The organism is Flavobacterium sp. UM26 (assembly GCF_057922445.1).
In genome coordinates this window covers 73704-92558 of the sequence record NZ_JBVHCY010000004.1, presented here as the reverse complement: position 1 = coordinate 92558, position 18855 = coordinate 73704, and the positions used below count along the sequence as shown (strand labels likewise).

Genomic DNA, 18855 nt, shown 5'->3' with positions numbered 1-18855 from the left:
GTTAAATTTGTACTCATCAATCAAAAAATCAATCAATCATGTTACAATCCTTTTTTATTTTATGTTCAGGAGCTGACAAAAACCTGCTAGAAGGTTGCTCCCAAGGTGAAAAAACCAAATTTGTGGGTATTGGAGCCACCGTGTTTTTTACAGCTGTGATGGCTTTTTTGGCGAGTGCCTATGCCTTATTTACTGTTTTCGATAGTGTATATCCAGCAATCGCTTTTGGGCTAGTTTGGAGTTTACTTATTTTTAACTTGGACCGATTTATTGTATCGACCATTAGAAAAAGAGACAAGCTAAGTGCCGAATTTTTGCAAGCTACTCCCCGTATTTTATTGGCAATCATCATTGCGATTGTGATTTCAAAACCCTTAGAAATTAAAATCTTCGAAAAAGAAATCAACACGGTGCTTTTGAAAGAGAAAAATGCAATGGCTTTGAAGAACAAAAAAGAAGTCGCTGATTATTTCAAAACCGATTTGGATAAAAACAAAGCCGAAGTAGATAAGTTAAAACTAGAGATTTCTACTAAAGAGAAAGAAGTCAATACCCTTTATGAAACCTACATTGCTGAAGCCGAAGGAACGGCTGGCACCAAAAAACTAGGCAAAGGTCCTGTCTTTAAAGAAAAAATTGCCAAACACGATTTGTCTAAAAAAGAATTGGACACCTTACAAAAAAACAATTTAGCTAAAATTGCAGCTTTAGAAAAAGAAAACAAAAAACTGGAAGCCGATTTGGACAAAAAGGTAACGCAAACCCAACCTATTATTGATGGTTTTGACGGACTAATGGCGAGAATCAATGCTTTGAATAGTTTGCCTTGGTTGCCTTCTTTTTTTATTATGCTCCTGTTTTTGGCCATAGAAACTTCGCCAATTATTGCCAAATTATTATCTCCCAAAGGGGAATATGATTATAAACTAGAAGACCTCGAAACTGCGCTAAAAGCTACAATAGAACAAGACAAATACCAACGTACTCTTTTGGTACAAACCAGCGCCGGTATGCACGACAAAGTATATGCGGATATTGCCGAAGACAAAAGATTGTATGAGTTACAACGAAAAAATGCAACAGATTTATTGGAATTACAATCGAATACTTTTGTGGAAAAGCAAAAAAGCACTTTATAATCTTAGATACACACATAAAAAAACGTCCTTTCGGACGTTTTTTTTTATAAAACTAACAACGATTTAGGGTAAAAAGGCACAACCATTTTTGCTTTTCCAAAGAAAATATTTCTCTAAAATCACTTTATTAAAATCGAAAATAATGTTCGGAATCATAATGGCAAAAGTTCGTGGTTTAAACAAAGAAGTTGAAAAAATAATCACTTCTTTTTTTCCTGCATCCATAATACACAAACCAGGAATTCTACCCCATTCTTTTTTAACCAATTGGGTTTGACCTTTGGCAACGCGAACAATATTTTCAGCTACAATTTTTCCCGTTTCATCAGACGGATAACCTGTTTTAGGAGACCCAAAAGGAACGGATTTGGGTGTAAAAGGTAATTTCACATCGACTGCGATTCCTGCTGCCCAAATGTTCTTGTAATCACGATGACGATAATCGTCTCCTACAGGAATATAACCCGCTGGTGTAGCATGCAAATCAGGAGAATTGGTCACCAAATCTACTCCAATAAAAGGCGGCATCAACATAGTAAAATCACTAGGCAGTTCTTCATCGTTCGTTAAGATTACTTTGTTTTTTTGAACTTCTTTTACTCCTACCTCTGTTCTATAATGAATATTGAACATTTTCATAAATCCTTTTAGCATAGATTCGCCCATTGGCATACCATCTATCCCAAAATGTCCCAAATAATCTTCTGGTGTAATCCAGTACAAATCAACTTTTTCACGAATGTTTTCTTCTCTCAACCATTTTTCGATATTGAATAAAAACTCATACGCCGCTCCCATACAACCCGCATTTTGAGTAGCACCAATAACAATTGGTCCAGGATTCTTTTTGAATTCTTGTAGCGCTGTTCTAATTTTCATCGCTCCATTGGGTGTACCCACATAATGCGAAAACTCTTCAACTCCAGGAGCTATGTCATATTTTACTTTTGGCCCAGTGGCTATAACAAGATTATCGTAATGATATTCTCCTTTGTCTGTATATACAACTTGCGCTGTGGCATCAATTTTTGTGGCTTCTTCGTTTACAAAATCGATTCCCTTTTTGGACAATATTCCTTCTTTCTTAAAAGAAATATCCTTGATATCTCTTCTCCCAAAAGGAACCCAAATTAAAGAAGGGATGAATAAAAACAAGGGTGATTTATCTATTAAAATTACTTTGTGTTGGTCTTTCCCTTTTCGTTTTATTTCAAGTGCAGCAGTCATTCCAGCAAAACTTCCACCTATAATTACCGTTGTAGTCATAATGAATTGATTTAATATTACCCTACAAAATTAGTCTTCATGACGTTAGCGAACAGTAACTTATGTTACACAACAAAAAAGTCATAAAAAAACCCTGCTTTGAATAAACAAAACAGGGTGCCTCATTTTAATTCGATAAGATTACATCTGACTTAAGATTTCTTTCTTGAAGGCATCGTACTCGCCTTGCAGAATCAAACCATTGTCTAATAGCTTTTTATAGTTTTGTAATTTGGCAAACAATTCTTCTTGGTTCAAACCGGCACTAGAAACAGGCTCAGATTCGGTTACAAAACTAGCCTCGTGAGTGGTTGTTGCTGGCATAATCTCAGCAAAATTTGTTACTTCCTCAGTTTCTACTTCTTCAATAATTTCAGCTTCGGGAGTAATTACTGCATCGGCGATTGGTGTGGTTGCTCCATTTTTCAAACTATCTAATTGTTCTTTTGCATAAGTGTAAATTTTGCGAGCTTGAATTTTTGGAATGTAATCAATCGTTACTTGCAATTCTGTTTTGGTAGAGAAAGTAAACTCTGAACCTAAAATATTTTCTTTTACAAAAGCGCCATCTACCTCATCCCAAGTATAATCAATAAAATGCATTGAAAGTCCTAAGTTTTTTGGTTGGCAAATGATAATTCTTTTATTGGTCAAAACGATACTATCAGGCAAAACAGTCAAAGCTGGTTTTTTTTGTACGGCAATATAGCCTACCTCTTCGTTTTTCATTAAGATATCATTCAATTTAGCCGTTACTTTCTCGATTGCCTTTGGGTCTTGCTCTTCGTTCAAAAACTTTTTGATTTGTTCTTTCATTATACTACTTATGTTTCTAAAATAATTATTTTTTTGTTTATCAAAACCTTACGTCTGGTCTCACAAAAATATCTTAACAAAAGTAATGCCTAAATTGAATAACTCGTTTTTACAAACCATTACTTCATCAAAATATAATATTTATTAAAAGTAGTCGAAAGATTTTTTTAAAACAATGGTTGATGCGCAAAAAATAATCTTACAAAAAAATATCATAATGTATTAATTTTTACTAACTTAGATAGTAATTAGCCTCAAAAGACATGGAAGAATTAAAAATTTTCATCGTAGAAGACGACCCTTTCTTTGGAGAAACTTTAAAATATCATCTAAAGTTAAATCCTGATTTCAATGTTTTTTTATATGGGACAGGCAAAGAATGCCTAAATAATTTGCATTTAAAGCCAGCTATTATTTGTCTGGATTTTGGTTTACCAGATATAACGGGTGACATATTATTAAAACGAATCAAAGAAATCAACAACAGCATTCCAATAATAATTATTAGTGGACAAGAAGATATTGAGGTAGCTGTTGACTTTTTAAAATCTGGAGCAACAGATTATATTGTGAAAAGTAATCATACCAAAGATTTGCTTTGGAATTCTATTCTAAAAATAAAAGAAAACCAAAGTCTTGTTCAAGAAGTCGAAATTCTAAAAGAAAAGTTAGAACAAAAGTTTAGTTTCGAGAAAACCATTATAGGTCAGAGTAGTGCCATCAAAAATGTGTTCGTTAAGATAAATAAAGCCCTAAACAATAACATCAATGTTTCTATTACAGGCGAAACTGGAACTGGTAAAGAGGTCGTAGCCAACGCTATACACTATAATTCCGATCGAAAAAACAAGCCTTTCATTGCTGTAAACATGGCTGCAATCCCCAGAGAGTTAGTAGAAAGTGAATTTTTTGGCCATGAAAAAGGTGCCTTTACTGGTGCTAATGAAAGAAAGATAGGAAAGTTTGAACAAGCTGATGGGGGCACCATTTTCTTGGATGAAATAGCTGAATTGGATTTGAATCTTCAAAGCAAATTATTGCGTGTTTTACAAGAAAGAGAAGTCGTTCGTCTTGGTGGTACAACCAAAATAAAATTCAATGCACGACTCATCATTGCCACTCACAAAGACTTGGCACAAGAAGTTAAAAAAGGAAACTTCAGAGAAGACCTATACTACAGAATCATAGGATTGCCGATAGAACTTCCTCCCTTAAGAGAACGAGAAAATGACACCTTGCTCCTAGCCAAACATTTCATTGATTTGTTTGTAAAAGAAAACAAAATGCCTCCGATATCTTTAACTAACGATGCGAAAGACAAGCTTTTGAAATATGCTTTCCCCGGCAATATTCGAGAGTTAAAATCGGTAATCGATTTAGCCTGTGTAATGTGTGACGGCAATGAGATTTCGGGTGATGATTTGAGTTTTAATAGCATTAACTCGAGCGACTTGTTCCTCTCTCAAGAAAAAACATTAAAACAATACACCGAAGAAATTATTCTTCATTTTTTGAAAAAAAACAATAACGATGTCCTAAAAACCGCCAAAAAATTAGACATCGGAAAATCTACGATTTACAATTTGTTACAAACGGTAGAACTAAAAAAATAATCAATATGAAAGTAGCTTCTTTTTTATACCAACATCAAGATTTCACCAAAGAAATCAATGAGGAACAGCTATCCATAAAAGATGCCAATTTAGTTATTGGTTTTGGTGCCGGAGTTTTAGTTTCGGATGCATTTCATTACAATGCCATTCGAAAAAAATTTCCAAATGCTGTACTAGCAATAGCCTCATCTGCAGGAGAGATATTTGATAAAGAAGTTTTTGACCATACCATTTCACTAGTTGCCATGCAATTTGAAGACACAAAAATTGCTACGGCAGAGGTAAGTATAGAGGATTTTTCTACTAGTTTCGAAGCAGGCAAAGCTCTAGTAACCCAACTGCCCAAAGCTCAACTTAAACTCATCTTTGTACTCTCGGATGGCGGTAAAGTCAACGGCAGTGAACTTGTAAAAGGAATTAATGAAGCTACTGATAACAAAATTTTGGTCACAGGAGGATTGGCTGGAGACGGTACTAAATTTGAAAAAACTTACGTAGGATTAAACCAGGTTCCTACTTCTGGCAAAATAATAGCCATCGGATTTTATGGCGAAAAACTTCAAGTATCTCATGGTTCAATTGGCGGCTGGGAAAGTTTTGGCTTAGAACGCACCGTGACCAAGTCTGACAAAAACATCCTTTATGAAATTGACCATAAAAACGTATTGGATTTATACAAAACCTACTTAGGAAAATATGCAAATGATTTACCTGGTTCTGCCTTATTATTTCCTCTTTCTATAAAAGTAAATGAAAGCGAAGATGTTATTGTACGCACCATTTTATCTATAGACGAACAAAAACAATCGATGACTTTTGCTGGAGATTTGCCCATAGGTAGCAAGGTTCGTTTTATGAAAGCCAATTTTGACAGGCTTATCGATGCGGCAAGCGATGCAGCGAATCATTGTTTAAAAATGAATACTACATCCCCAAAAGTGGCTTTATTAATAAGTTGTGTGGGAAGAAAAGTAATCCTCAATAATCGAATAGACGAAGAGGTAGAGGCCGTTTCTGATATCTTTAACAATACTACTTTGTTAACTGGCTTTTATTCCTATGGCGAGATATCGCCACTTCACCCATTTTCGGATTGTGAATTGCACAATCAAACCATGACCATCACTTGTTTAAATGAACTCTGATTTATGGCTACTCTTCATAAACTTTTACAAAAGCAAATCAACAAACATCTGCCGTCTGATTGGGTAAATAATCCATCTATGGTGGCTTTTTTGAATGCCGTAAACGACTCCTATGCGGCTTATGAAAGAGACAGGGATTTAATGAATCACTCTTTTAGAGAAAGCGAAAAAGAGTACCATGAGATTCATCATAATCTCAAAAAAGAATACGAACTCAAGCAACAATCTATCTCGAACTTATATGATAGTTTGGAAGCTCTCGAAGACGATTATAAAAACATTAAAGACGATGACGCTGTAGATGATATTTTATTCATCTCAAAATACTTAAACCAACAAATCGAGAAAAGAAAGAATACCGAGAAAAATCTATACCGAAACGTTGAACTTCTAAAAACGCTTTTGGCCAACCTCCGATCAGGTATTTTGGTAGAGGATGAAAACCGAAAAATACTTTTTACTAATCAATTGTTTTGCAAAATGTTTTCAATTCCTGTCACTCCTGACCAAATGGTTGGTATCGACTGTACCAATTCGGCAGAGCAATCAAAACATTTATTTAAAGATCCAGAAGCATTTAGTGCAGGTATTACTAGTATTTTAAGGAACAAAGAGGTAGTTACCAATGAACTTTTAGAAACCGTAGATGGACACTATTATGAAAGAGATTATATTCCAATTTATATAGCCGATGAGTACAAAGGACATCTCTGGAAATACACGGATGTAACCCAACGCATCCAAAGTCAAAATCTGCTAGAACAAAGTGAAGAGCGTAGCCGAATTGTAATGAACTCTTCACTAAATGCCATCATAACTGTAGATGACAAAGGCAGAATCACTTTTTGGAATGAACAAGCACAAATTACATTTGGTTATACTCCCCAAGAAGTTATGGGGAAAATATTTACTGAATTCTTAATTCCTGAACGAAACAAGGCACTTTGGGAACATTCTATTTACCAATACTTAACTCAAGGTTTCAATGAATTTCTAAATAGAAATGTTGAACTTATAGGGGTTAAAAAATCTGGCAACGAATTCTTAGCTGAAATTTCAATTATACCAATTACTCAAAATGGAGAAACCTTTTTCTGTGCCTTCCTTCAGGACATATCCAAAAGAAAAGAAGCAGAGCACCAACTTTCAGAAAATTTAGTTTTGCTAAAAACACTCTTGGCCAACCTCCAATCAGGCATTATGGTTGAAGATATGGATCGCAAAATTGTATTCACCAATCAAATGTTTTGCGACATGCGCCACATTACCCTTTCACCCAATGAAATGATTGGAAAAGACTGCAGAGAGTTAATCAGTACAACCAAACTTCTTTTTAAAAATGAAGAACAATTTGTCAATCGAGTAAATGAAATTATTACAGCAAAAAAAATTGTGATTCGTGAATTGATTGAAACGAAAGACAATCTTTTTTACGAAAGAGATTACATTCCTATTATCATAGAACAAGAATATAAAGGACATCTCTGGAAATACACCGATGTTACAGAACGTATTCACAACCAAATGCTTTTGGAACAAAGTGAAGAACGAAACAGAAGCATTATGAATGCCTCTTTGAATGCCATTATCAATATTGACCATAAAGGAAGAATTACATTTTGGAACAACCAAGCCGAGGTTATTTTTGGATGGAAAAAAGAAGAAGTAATGGGCAAAACCCTCACCGAAACTATTATTCCTAAACAACACCATAAAGGGCATAACGAAGGCATGAAACATTATTTGGCAACAGGAGAGGGTCCCGTTTTAAATAAAAATATTGAGCTCCCCGCCATTAACCGACAAGGAGAAGAATTCCCAGTAGAGATAGCCATAATTCCTTTGAAACTAAACGGTGAATCCTTTTTTTGCTCTTTCATTCAAGATATATCCGAAAGAAAAAAAGCAGAAAACAAACTCAAATACCAAGAAGAAAAATACCGCAACATTATTTCTAATATGAACTTGGGTCTCATTGAGGTGGACAATGACGAAATTATACAATTTGCCAATCAGAGTTTTGCTTTGATGTCTGGCTATGAGATTGAAGATTTGCTAGGAAAAAATCCGTCGGAAATTTTTGTCTTTGGAGACAACTACGACACCATACAACACAAAAAGGAATTGCGTACCCAAGGCATTTCAGATGTGTATCAAATCCCTATAAAAGACAAAGAAGGCGATCTCAAATGGTGGGCTATCAGTGGTGCACCTAATTATGATGACGAAGGAAATCTAGTAGGTTCTGTGGGAATTCATCTCGATATCACCGAGCAAAAACAACTTGAAATAGAACTAAGCCAACAAAAACAAAAAGCTGAAGAAGCTTCTAAAGCCAAAGAAGTGTTCTTAGCCAATATGAGTCATGAAATCCGAACACCGCTCAATGCCATAATAGGATTCTTGAGGGAACTAGGTAAACAAGAACTCACCGATTTACAAAAAAAATATATAGACAACAGTACGATTGCTTCCCGCCATTTACTAGCTATACTCAACAACATTTTGGATATCTCAAAGATAGAAGCTGGCGAAATGGAACTCGAAAATGAAGATTTCTTTTTCGAAGAATCAATCGATAAAGTTATCAAAGTTTTACATCCATTGGCCAAACAAAAAGGATTAAGACTTTCAGCAAGTATTGATACAAAAGTCCATCCCGTATTGAAAGCCGACTCGTTAAGAATTGAACAAATTCTATTTAACTTAATTGGCAACTCCATAAAATTTACACACAAAGGTAGAATTGATTTGAAATGCGAAGTCATAGCAGACCAAGCCAATTTTCAAAGTATTCAAATCAAGGTTACAGATACTGGAATTGGAATGGACCAAAACTACATCGAAACCATTTTTAAAAAGTTTTCCCAAGAAGACAAGGCTGTTACAAGAAAATTTGGAGGAACTGGTTTAGGAATGGCCATAACCAAAGAATTAATTTCCTTAATGCATGGCGACATAAAAATAGAAAGTGAAAAAGGCATAGGCACCACTTTTCTTATTACACTCGCTTTAGAAAAAGGCAATCCCGACAAGGTAAAAGAACAACACAAAGAAGTCAATGTAAATATCGCTGGACTTTCTATTTTACTAGTAGAAGACAACAAAATGAATCGTATGGTAATTCAAAATTCTATGCATTATTTTAATTGTGCTGTAACCGAAGCCGAAAATGGTATTGAAGCCCTTGAACTATTGAAACGTCAAAGTTTTGATATTATCCTAATGGATATACAAATGCCAGAAATGGACGGAATTGAAGCGACCAAAATCATTCGAAACGAATATAAACTCAATACACCTATTATCGCATTGACCGCAAATGCTTTCAAATCAGAAATTGAAAACTGTAAAAATGCAGGTATGGATGACTATGTAACCAAACCATTTGATGAATTTGTTTTGATAGAAACCATAGCCAAACTCACTGTAAATCGTCCTAAAGACAGTTCCGCATATAAAGCAACAGACCGCGTTCCAATCATTTATAACCTGTCGATGTTAAGAAGTTTAAGCAGAGGAAATGATGAATTTGTTCAAAAAATGATTACCATATTTGTGGAGCAAACCTCTCAAATTTTGATTGACTTAGATAGTGCATTGCAAGAAAACAACCATACAAAAATCAACCGTTTGATACATAAAGTAAAACCAAGCGTTGAAAGTTTAGGGATAAGCAGTGCTTTGACAGATATTGCAACACTAGAAAAAACAATAAAAACAACTTCAAATCTTGAAGAAATAACCGCTTTACTTGAAAATATAAAACAGGTATTAACACTAGCCATTACTCAACTTCAAGAAAACGAATTAAAGACGTAGCACCTTTGGAATTGTTTTCCATTTTTTGGAACAAAAGAATACATTAAAAAGCATCAACCCCTTTATTTATATGGGTTGGTGCTTTTTGGCTTGAATTTGGCATAGCCGTTATAAAATTATTTTATTATGGAAAATCCAACCCAATTCAAATTTTTTATTGTAGACGATGATATCTTTTGTGCCAATATTTATGAACAGTATTTATCAAATCTCAACTATACCGATGTTACTTACTTTAGTAATGGTAAAGAGTGTCTAGACAACCTCGACCAAAATCCAGACATCATTTTTTTAGACTATAACATGGATGATTTGACTGGATTTGAAGTATTGAAAAAAATAAAACGATACAATTCTAACATTTATGTCGTAATGGTTTCTGGACAAGAAAATATCAAAATCGCGGTAGATGCTTTAAAACATGGTGCTTTTGATTATGTAACCAAAAACTCTTTTGTATGTGATAAAATGACACATATCATTCAAAAAATTAGCAAAGTAAAAACTGAAACCAACTATTCAAATCCAAAAATTTTCAAGCGACTTATGAGCTTTTTTTAACCACATTTTATTTACCACATGAAAACACTAATACAACTAGCACTATTACTGCTGTTTTTAAGCAGTTACAAAACAGACAATGCTTTGGAATGCAAAAACCAAAACAAAATAACTGCAACTGAATTCAAAGACAAAAACTCTTTTTCATGGATAGCAAAAACTAAGCAAGAATTTCTTTTAGACCAAAAAATGTATGACAACAACGAGATTTCAATTAAACTATGCGAAAATTTCACAGTAGAAATAGACGGAACAGCGGTAAGTATAAAAGGTCTATATAAAAAGTAAGGACTACAACTACTTCCTAAAAAACAATCTCAGGCTGTTTACAAAAACACTGAAAATCCTTTTACTATAGACAAAATAAAATTACTAGTACAAGTCGATTAGTCCTGTTTTGACTTAAAAAACTAAACTTCTGCTCATTAGATATAGTATTCTAATGAGCATTTTTATTTAGCTGTTTGTTCCTTTTTTACCGAACGTATATATCGTATCGTCCATTAAGCATTGTTATACTCACCAATAGCAAAACATAAATAGTACTATTTCTCATCTTGAAATGCTATGTGAATAATTTAACGTCTGCACTTTCTATTAATAATCTAAAAAATTCTTTGCTAATGACATGTTTCGATACATCGAGCTGTAATAAAATAATTTCCAAAAAGAGACTTTTTTCCAAATTATGGAAAAAAATCAACCCCAACAACACTCAAAAACCCCAGTAAAATCAAGGAATTCTTGTTTTGGCATAGTTTTCCAAATAGCTGTACTACAAAACACTATAAAGATGAAAACTATATTAAAATTAACTGGCTACGATTTCTCTCCAAAAAAATCAACTGGAAATGAACAAAGCATATTATTATCCTATATCGCTAACCCTGATGGTTCGCCAAAATGGATTTGGAACGCTGAAAATACCGAACCACTGTTCTTAAAATTTTACAATGTGGGGAATACAAATTCTTGGCTTTATGCCAAATTGATTCAAATTATTTTTGCTTTACAATTACAACGCTTTTTCTTCAAACAAAAAAAGTGGTTTTATAATGTAACCGAAAATCCACTTTTTGATTGCAAAAGCAATTGGGCCTTATTTACAGGTACAGTAGGTTCAGACCATAAAGCTGTTTTATACGCCAATAAAACTTTTTACAAAATTGCTGGTAACGAAAATGCTATAGAAAGCATAGCAAACGAATACAGAATTTTAAAAAACTTACAACTTTCAACAAGAGGATTTACGACTCCTTTGGTTCGATTGGTCAACGAAAACATCATTCAACTTTCTGACGTTTCTGATAATGGCAAAAGAGTTACCGAAATTACTGATACACATTTAAAAGTGTTGCGCGAAATGGCTTTGATCAAAAAACAAACCCTTGCTGTAGAAAATTGGACTTGGTATCGACAATTAGAATCTGATTTTTTGGATATTCAAGACACTAGAATTCCTCAAAACTTAGTTCGTAAAATAGAATTTCTTTTGAATTCGATTACCAAACAACAACGGGTAACTTTGGGGTTCTCTCAAGGAGATTTTACTCCTTGGAATCAATATGTACAAGGTGAGACTATCGCTTTGTATGATTGGGAATTGGCCAGAACTGACCGACCTTATGCCTTTGATTATTTTCATTTTGTTATTCAACAAGGAGTAATAATGGACAGAAAGAAATGGACTACCATTTATAAAGATCTTAAGGAACAATGTGTAGATAGCAAAGGAAATTGTCTTTTCGACCACGACCTAGATACTTTTAAACATCAACTCAAATGGTATTTATTGACCAATTGTATGCATTCTTTAAAAGTATTTGCTGAACAATCTGCATGGAATACATCAATAGATTGTCTATTGAACATATGGAATGAAGCTTTGGATTTGTTCTTTGAAGAAGAAAAAGCACCCAGAGAATTAGTGATTATGGAAGTTTTTGACAGCATTCAAAACAGCGAATATGGTGCTTTAAAATTCCCAGATTTTGCTCCCGAAAAGCTTAGTGAAACCTCTGATATTGATCTTGTCATCGAAAAAAAAGAAGCCAAAAAAATACTTCAACTCCTTACCAATCATCATTTGGTTAGCGATGTTTCTGTCGAAAAAAAAACGTTTATGTATGCCCTACAAGCGACCCTTATAGATGGTAGTATCTTGACCATAGATTTGTTTTGGCAACTAAAAATTCGAAATCTAGAGATTATGAATACACATGAGGTATATAAAAATAACCCCTTATCTCCCTTCGGAATCAAACAAGCACGAGCAATCGATGCAGCTAGATTTACAACATTATCTTATTTGCTCAATCGTGCCAAAGTACCAAGTCGTTATTTACATTATTTGCCTCTTCTAGAAAAGTCTCAAAATGTTTTGGATTTACAAATCATCTATTGCATCAAAACTAATTATCGCGATCAATCTAAACTATTACAGTTTATCAAAAATAACCCAAAAAATCAATCGCTTTTATATTGTATTAATATGGCATTCTATATTCTAGACTCCATAAAAAGCTTCATCAATACTAGTAGCTATGCCCCTAAACCTATTGAATTAAACCTTGAAAATACTTCAATAGTAAAACACTATTATACTGTTGGTAAAAACTGGAATTACCTTTCAAAAAATTATTTATTAAACAACCTGTAATTAGTCCTCAAGTAAAAAATATTGGTATAAATAAAACACCATTGGCCACACTAGTCGTGACTCATGTAGTGTAGACATACCTCTATTTTTTAAAAAGTAACGGTGAACCAGTCAAAAAAAATTAAAAAATAGAAATCATGTCTAACAAAACAATTTTAGCCACTTGTTATACCGTAAATCCCTATAAAGGTTCAAAAGATGGTATGGGGTGGAATTTTATCCTTGAAATAGCACGCGATCAAAAAGTAATTGCGATAACAAGAATATACAATCAAGCCTCTATAGAAAAGTATCTTAGTGAGCATACGCATCCATCCTTTGATCATATTACTTTCTTATATTTTGATTTACCCAATTGGATGCGATTCTGTGAAAATTGCAAATTGGGTTCTTGGTTCTATTACTACATGTGGCAGCGTGGCGTAGTGTCTTTTGTAAAAAAACAAACCCTCTCTTATGATGTTGTACACAATGTGAATTTTCATATCGATTGGATACCAAGTTTTTTATGGAAATTGAATAAACCGATGGTTTTGGGTCCCATCGGACATTCTCCGCGTATTCCAAAACAATACCTTAAACTTTATTCTCAAAAACAACAACTACTAACGGAACTTTCTTGGTTCACAAAAAAATCATTTTTAAAACATTCTCCTTCTATGAAAAAAGCAATAAAAAAGACATCCCATTTCTGGTGTATGAACCCTAGTGCTCCGGTTCATTTGGGATTAAAAGAAAACAATTTTTCGATATATCCATCAGTAGCTTCAGAAGATTTTTATATCGAAAAACCAAAGAAAAACAACTTGTTTCGGGTTTTAAGTGTTGGTCAATTTGTTCCCGCAAATGGTTTTGACTTAACCTTACATTCTTTTATAGGGTTTATAAAATCTTTACCACAATCAGAACAGAAATTATGCAAACTCACGCTTGTAGGAACAGGACCTGAAAAAGAATTATACCAAAAAATCATTCAAGAAAACCAAGCCCAGGATTTCGTGGAAATGATTGAACGGTTGGATCGTCAATCGTTGATAGAACAATACCAAGAGTCAACCGTATTTCTGTTCCCGTCTCATGAAGATTTTGGTATGGCCATTGCCGAAGCACTTTCGTTTGGTTTACCTATTATCTGCTTAGATAATGACAGTCTTGGGCATTACATTGACGATTCGTTTGGCATCATTGTTCCTGAACAAAGTTATGCAGATACAGTAATAGAATTAAAACAAGCGCTTTTAAAACTGTACAAAATCCCACATCTTACAAAAATAATGAGCCATCGAGCGCGAAAGCATTACGAAAACAATTTCAGTTGGGAAAGTAGAGGAACTCATTTAAAAAATATCTACAATCAAATTGCCTAGCGAGGTACTAAAACATAAGATACTGTAAACGGTTAAAAACGACTTTCAATTATTTACGCTATTGTTCACCATAATGTCATAAAAGCGCCCCATCTTCCTTCGATAGGTTATAGCTTCTTGTTAAAAAAAGGAAACTATTTTTTTCCATTTATGATTCTACAGTCCAAATTTTGGAATTTTTTCTGGCTCAAAAAAGATGAGACTCCCCGTGTTTACTAGACTTTTACATCTCTAGCATAATTCTTGGCATAGATAAAAAAGAAAGAAGGCATAACAAGCCAACACGAATAACTAAGAAAAAAACTATTTAGATAACATTAATAGCAAAATAACATTATGAAAATTATAGCCGTACATCTAGTTAACGATTTTAGCGAAAGTTCAAAGGTTTTGAAACAATTAGTAAAAGGTTGGACCAAAAACAAAATCAATACCGAGCTTTATATGGGCAGAGGTAAAAAAGGTTTTTTATCAAATACCCCTCAATCTACTACACATCAGTATTGGTATTCATCCGTTAAAAACCCTATTTTTAGATTGATATCTATTTTTGCTAGTCAAAGCATTCTGTTTTTTAAGCTTCTTTTTCATTTAAAAAAATCAGATATACTCTATATCAATACTGTATTACCTTTTGGAGCTGCAATTGCTGGAAAAATTAGAGGATGCAAAATCATGTACCACATACACGATACCAGCATGACTCCAAAAATCTTCAAACTTTTCCTTTTTGGGATAGTAAAATGGACAGCAAATGAAGTGGTTTACGTTTCTAATTTCTTAGCCAAACAAGAACCACTAAAAATTAAAAGCAATGTAATTTACAACGTGCTCGAAAAAGATTTTCTAAATCAATGTAAGGGTATTAAAACCACTCAAAAAGAAAACAAAATCATTCTTATGATTTGTTCTTTAAAAGCAAATAAAGGAGTTAGCGAATTTTTGCATCTAGCACATTTAAATAGAAATTATACGTTCAAATTGGTCTTAGATGCTACCCAAAAAGAAATCGATAATTATTTTAGATTAGAATTTCTTCCAGAAAATTTAACTATCTACCCAACTCCAGAAGACACACATGCTTTCTATAGAGAAGCTAGCATTGTACTGAATTTATCTGATGCCCGTTCATCTGTTGAGACTTTTGGCCTTACTATCCTTGAAGCTATGGCTTATGGATTACCAACTATAGTTCCTCCAGTTGGTGGTGTAGTTGAATTAGTAAAAGAAGGTGAAAATGGCTATTTGATTGATAGCAAAAATATTCCATTACTAAGCAAACGATTAAATGAACTTTTGCAAAACAAAACCCTCTATCAAAAAATGAGCGCAACAGCAAAAGAATACAGTCGCTTTTTCTGCGAAGAGTATTTTGAGAGTGAATCAACTAGAATTCTTCTTAATTAAAAATAAAAAAGAAACCTATTCCTAATACTCAAAAATCACCCTTTTGTCCCATTTACAATTGGTAAAATCCATTTCCGAAGCTATTAAATCTTATTGGTTTCATTTGTTGCTCCGAAGTAATTTAACCCTTAAAAAAGTTCACTTTATAAGTATTTGTTTAGGTTTCTTGAGATTGTATTTTGATTTAGTTCTCATTATTCTACAACAACCATATTACCCTTTACCCGTATGTGTTTGTGATGCAAGCTGTTAATTCATTCTTTAAACAATAAAAAACAAGAATACAAATTGATTATAAAAAAAAACAGCTCCTACTTTTTAATTTTTTAAAATCAGATAAATATTTAGCTATATTTGTTTCAAATCAATCTAAGCCACATATGATTCGATTATATCCAAACGAACAAATTAAAGAATTCGACGTACACGAATCCTTGCAATTGCGCTATGCAATTACCAGCCGAGGAAGGCTGATTAGTTTTAAAGACCGAATTGAAGATGGTCGCGAATTAAAAGGAAGCATGATAGATGGCTACCGTATCTTTCGTTACAAAATCAATTCTGGTGAAAAACCAGTCAACCGACATCTCTTTTTTTACAAACTTATTGCGGAGCATTTTATCCCAAAACAGTACGAAGATCAAGTTCACGTACTGCATTTAGATTATGTGCGTGATAACGACTCCCTTCGAAACTTGAAATGGGCGACGCGTGAAGAATTTTTGGAACACAACCGAAAAAGTCCACACGTGATTCAAGCAAGAAAAAATTTGCTGGAACACAACATCAAATCTGATGGTAGAAAATTAACGGTGACCAAAGTGATGCGCATTAAAAAAATGCTACAAAATCCCAACAGAAAAACTAGGATTAAAATGATTGCCAAACAATTTGGTGTCAGCGAAATGCAAATTTTCCGCATTAAATCTGGGGAAAACTGGGGACATATTGTTGTCTAATCAATAGGTAAAGCAGTAATCTCGGCCTGTATCTTTTTCGTAAGACTTTTAAAAACCAAGTCATACGAATGGTCGATTAATGCTTTGAGCATAGCATCTGGAACATCTTGATTAATCGCAACGGTGTTCCAATGTATTTTGCTCATATGATACCCTTCGTTGATGGAGTCGTAATTGGCACGCAATTCTAAAGCGCGCTCGGGATCACACTTAAGATTCACCGAGGGTTCTTGTTTTTCCCATTGTTTTAATGAGGATAAAGCAAACATTTTGCCTCCTACCTTGAATACTAATGTGTCCTCATCAAACGGGAAATGCTCTGTTACTGCTTTTTTTGACAAGCAGTACTCATAAAATGTTTCTAAATTCATAGTATTATTTTTTCCATCATCTTTTCGGGATGAGCTAAGGTTGTAAATCCAAATTTTTCATATAAAAAATGTGCATCTGTCGTGGCCAATCGCCAGATTTTCACTTGTTGTAATTGCGGCTCTTCTGTCATTGCTTGAATCAAAACAGAAGCATATCCATTACCTCGAAACTCCTCAGCGATAAAAACATCCATAACATAGGCAAAAACTACATAGTCAGTAATCACTCTGGCAAACCCAATTTGGGTATCATCCTTATAAATCCCAAAACACACCGAACTATCAATACATATTTGAACCTCTTCGATCGTTCGACCCGCCGCCCAATAAATATCCTTCAAAAAGTTTTGAATAAAAAGGACATCCAACTTTGTTTTATCGGTAGAAACGTGAATCATATTTGGTATAAAATAGGTTTACTCGGACTGGCATCGTTCTCAAAAGAAGCGATTTGCAAATTCAATACATAAGCACCATCTAGCACTTCATCGGGTACGTAAATCAATTCGGTTATGGTGCAATTTAGTCTCGCATCTGCATTAAGTTTATTCACATCTTTTACATTCCAAAACGCTTTGTGTGCTACTAATTTCCCTTCATCTTTCTCTTTGTCTACACTAGGCAAATCGATTAATAAGTGTTGGATACCGTTTTCACGAATAAAATGCGCTGCTTCTTCCGTTAGATACGGCGGATTGGTATTCGAATAGTTTTGGTGTTTTTTTCGTTTGAAATTGGGCAAAGTTCTAATTACTAAGGCTTCAAAAGGAATACCCGATTGTAATGTCACCTCGAGCGCAGTCGAGAGGCTATTCAATGAAATGACTAAATCTTCTCCTTGCATTTCTGGCACCACAGAAATCAATTCGGCTCGGAAGAAAAACTGTTGCAAACATTGATTCACACTGTAAAATTCACGTGTGATATGCCCCAAACATTCGGTATGCGTCCCGTGCCCGTGCGGATTGAAAAAGATGTTATTAAAATTGGTCGAGGAACTTCCTTCGGATACTTTCCCTACCCAATCCCCAAAAACCACGGGTTCAATGACAGGTTTTTCGATATACCAAGCAATAGGATTTTCGTCGGTGTTGGTCAAAGGAATCGAAATATCAATAGGTTTTGATAGGTCGATTGTATATTCGTTGTTGATGGTTGCTTTCATATTTTTAACCGCAAGGTTCGCAAAGTTTTACGCAAAGTTCGCAAAGTAATTATTTATCTAAAGATTATTTGCCACTCTTTTAATTCCGTTTTTGATTAATACAACATTAAAATTTATAAGTAAACCTAATTTGCAATTCGTTAATTTCAAATAAGTTAGTAATTGAGCAAAATGAACTTCATTTAAGGCGTCCACTGATTTTATTTCTAGTATTAATTTATCTTCAACTACTATATCTATGCGATACCCAACATCTAATTTAACTTCTTCATAAATCAAAGGCAATGGTTTCTGTTTTTGAACGGCTAATCCTGATTTTTTTAATTCATAGAACAAACATTCTTCATAAGCACTTTCCAAAAGTCCTGGCCCTAAAGCTTGATGGACATTTAATGCACAATCAAAAACAACTCTTGATAATTCGTTTTCAGTCATAATTTAGTTATTGTGATTTTTTAACCGCAAAGAACGCAAAGGGTTTCGCAAAGGTCGCTAAGCTTTGTCTTTGTTGTTTTTAAAATAAATGCAAGAAAAAATCTTAATCCTTCCGAACCTTGCGTAACCC

General features: G+C 33.9%; 16 protein-coding genes. 10 read left to right on the top strand and 6 right to left on the bottom strand.

Annotated features, from left to right (window positions below; genetic code table 11):
• The first annotated feature begins 38 nt into the window (after positions 1-38).
• A complete protein-coding gene (locus tag ACZ1AQ_RS06600) occupies positions 39-1139 on the top strand; it encodes a DUF4407 domain-containing protein (RefSeq protein WP_489632140.1) in 1101 nt (366 codons plus the stop codon).
• A 63-nt stretch (positions 1140-1202) separates the two neighbouring features.
• Here the strand turns inward: ACZ1AQ_RS06600 and ACZ1AQ_RS06595 are convergent, their stop codons facing one another.
• Positions 1203-2405: an NAD(P)/FAD-dependent oxidoreductase gene (locus tag ACZ1AQ_RS06595; RefSeq protein ID WP_489632139.1), complete on the bottom strand. Its 1203-nt coding sequence runs from the start codon at positions 2403-2405 to the stop codon at positions 1203-1205.
• 141 nt (positions 2406-2546) lie between these two features.
• A complete protein-coding gene (locus tag ACZ1AQ_RS06590; RefSeq protein ID WP_489632138.1) occupies positions 2547-3221 on the bottom strand; it encodes a PH domain-containing protein in 675 nt (224 codons plus the stop codon).
• 263 nt (positions 3222-3484) lie between these two features.
• Here ACZ1AQ_RS06590 and ACZ1AQ_RS06585 point away from each other — a divergent pair, with 263 nt between their 5' ends.
• The 9 genes from ACZ1AQ_RS06585 (at position 3485) to ACZ1AQ_RS06545 (ending at position 16754) form a co-directional block, all read left to right on the top strand.
• Positions 3485-4834, top strand: coding sequence for a sigma-54-dependent transcriptional regulator (locus tag ACZ1AQ_RS06585; RefSeq protein WP_489632137.1), 1350 nt, complete (start codon positions 3485-3487; stop codon positions 4832-4834).
• A gap of 5 nt (positions 4835-4839) precedes the next feature.
• Positions 4840-5979, top strand: coding sequence for an FIST signal transduction protein (locus ACZ1AQ_RS06580; RefSeq protein WP_489632136.1), 1140 nt, complete (start codon positions 4840-4842; stop codon positions 5977-5979).
• A gap of 3 nt (positions 5980-5982) precedes the next feature.
• A complete protein-coding gene (locus ACZ1AQ_RS06575) occupies positions 5983-9801 on the top strand; it encodes a PAS domain-containing hybrid sensor histidine kinase/response regulator (RefSeq protein WP_489632135.1) in 3819 nt (1272 codons plus the stop codon).
• 126 nt (positions 9802-9927) lie between these two features.
• On the top strand, positions 9928-10362 hold the full coding sequence (locus tag ACZ1AQ_RS06570) for a response regulator (protein WP_489632134.1): 435 nt from the start codon (positions 9928-9930) through the stop codon (positions 10360-10362).
• 18 nt (positions 10363-10380) lie between these two features.
• Positions 10381-10650 carry a hypothetical protein gene (locus ACZ1AQ_RS06565; RefSeq protein ID WP_489632133.1) on the top strand — a complete coding sequence of 90 codons (270 nt, stop codon included), beginning with the start codon at positions 10381-10383 and terminating at the stop codon, positions 10648-10650.
• Positions 10651-11155: 505 nt separating this feature from the next.
• Entirely contained in the window at positions 11156-13021 is a 1866-nt protein-coding gene (locus ACZ1AQ_RS06560) for a hypothetical protein (protein WP_489632132.1), read from the top strand.
• A 137-nt stretch (positions 13022-13158) separates the two neighbouring features.
• Positions 13159-14388, top strand: a complete 1230-nt coding sequence (locus tag ACZ1AQ_RS06555; RefSeq protein WP_489632131.1) for a glycosyltransferase family 4 protein — start codon at positions 13159-13161, stop codon at positions 14386-14388.
• 336 nt (positions 14389-14724) lie between these two features.
• Complete coding sequence (locus ACZ1AQ_RS06550; RefSeq protein ID WP_489632130.1) at positions 14725-15795, top strand: glycosyltransferase family 4 protein; 1071 nt, start codon at positions 14725-14727, stop codon at positions 15793-15795.
• A 380-nt stretch (positions 15796-16175) separates the two neighbouring features.
• Positions 16176-16754: an NUMOD4 domain-containing protein gene (locus ACZ1AQ_RS06545; RefSeq protein WP_489632129.1), complete on the top strand. Its 579-nt coding sequence runs from the start codon at positions 16176-16178 to the stop codon at positions 16752-16754.
• On the opposite strand, the gene ACZ1AQ_RS06540 is transcribed toward ACZ1AQ_RS06545, so the two are convergent.
• Genes ACZ1AQ_RS06540 through ACZ1AQ_RS06525 form a run of 4 tightly spaced genes read right to left on the bottom strand, consistent with a single transcriptional unit; the run spans position 16751 to position 18725 of the window.
• Complete coding sequence (locus tag ACZ1AQ_RS06540) at positions 16751-17125, bottom strand: MmcQ/YjbR family DNA-binding protein (RefSeq protein ID WP_489632128.1); 375 nt, start codon at positions 17123-17125, stop codon at positions 16751-16753. The two genes, ACZ1AQ_RS06545 and ACZ1AQ_RS06540, sit on opposite strands and share 4 nt — an antisense overlap.
• Complete coding sequence (locus ACZ1AQ_RS06535) at positions 17122-17523, bottom strand: GNAT family N-acetyltransferase (RefSeq protein WP_489632127.1); 402 nt, start codon at positions 17521-17523, stop codon at positions 17122-17124. Before ACZ1AQ_RS06535 ends, ACZ1AQ_RS06540 begins: the two co-directional genes overlap by 4 nt.
• The gene (locus ACZ1AQ_RS06530) at positions 17520-18290 is read right to left on the bottom strand and encodes a cyclase family protein (RefSeq protein WP_489632126.1); all 771 of its coding nucleotides are present in this window, start codon (positions 18288-18290) and stop codon (positions 17520-17522) included. Before ACZ1AQ_RS06530 ends, ACZ1AQ_RS06535 begins: the two co-directional genes overlap by 4 nt.
• A 57-nt stretch (positions 18291-18347) precedes the next feature.
• Positions 18348-18725 carry a GxxExxY protein gene (locus ACZ1AQ_RS06525; RefSeq protein WP_489632125.1) on the bottom strand — a complete coding sequence of 126 codons (378 nt, stop codon included), beginning with the start codon at positions 18723-18725 and terminating at the stop codon, positions 18348-18350.
• Positions 18726-18855 lie beyond the last annotated feature (130 nt).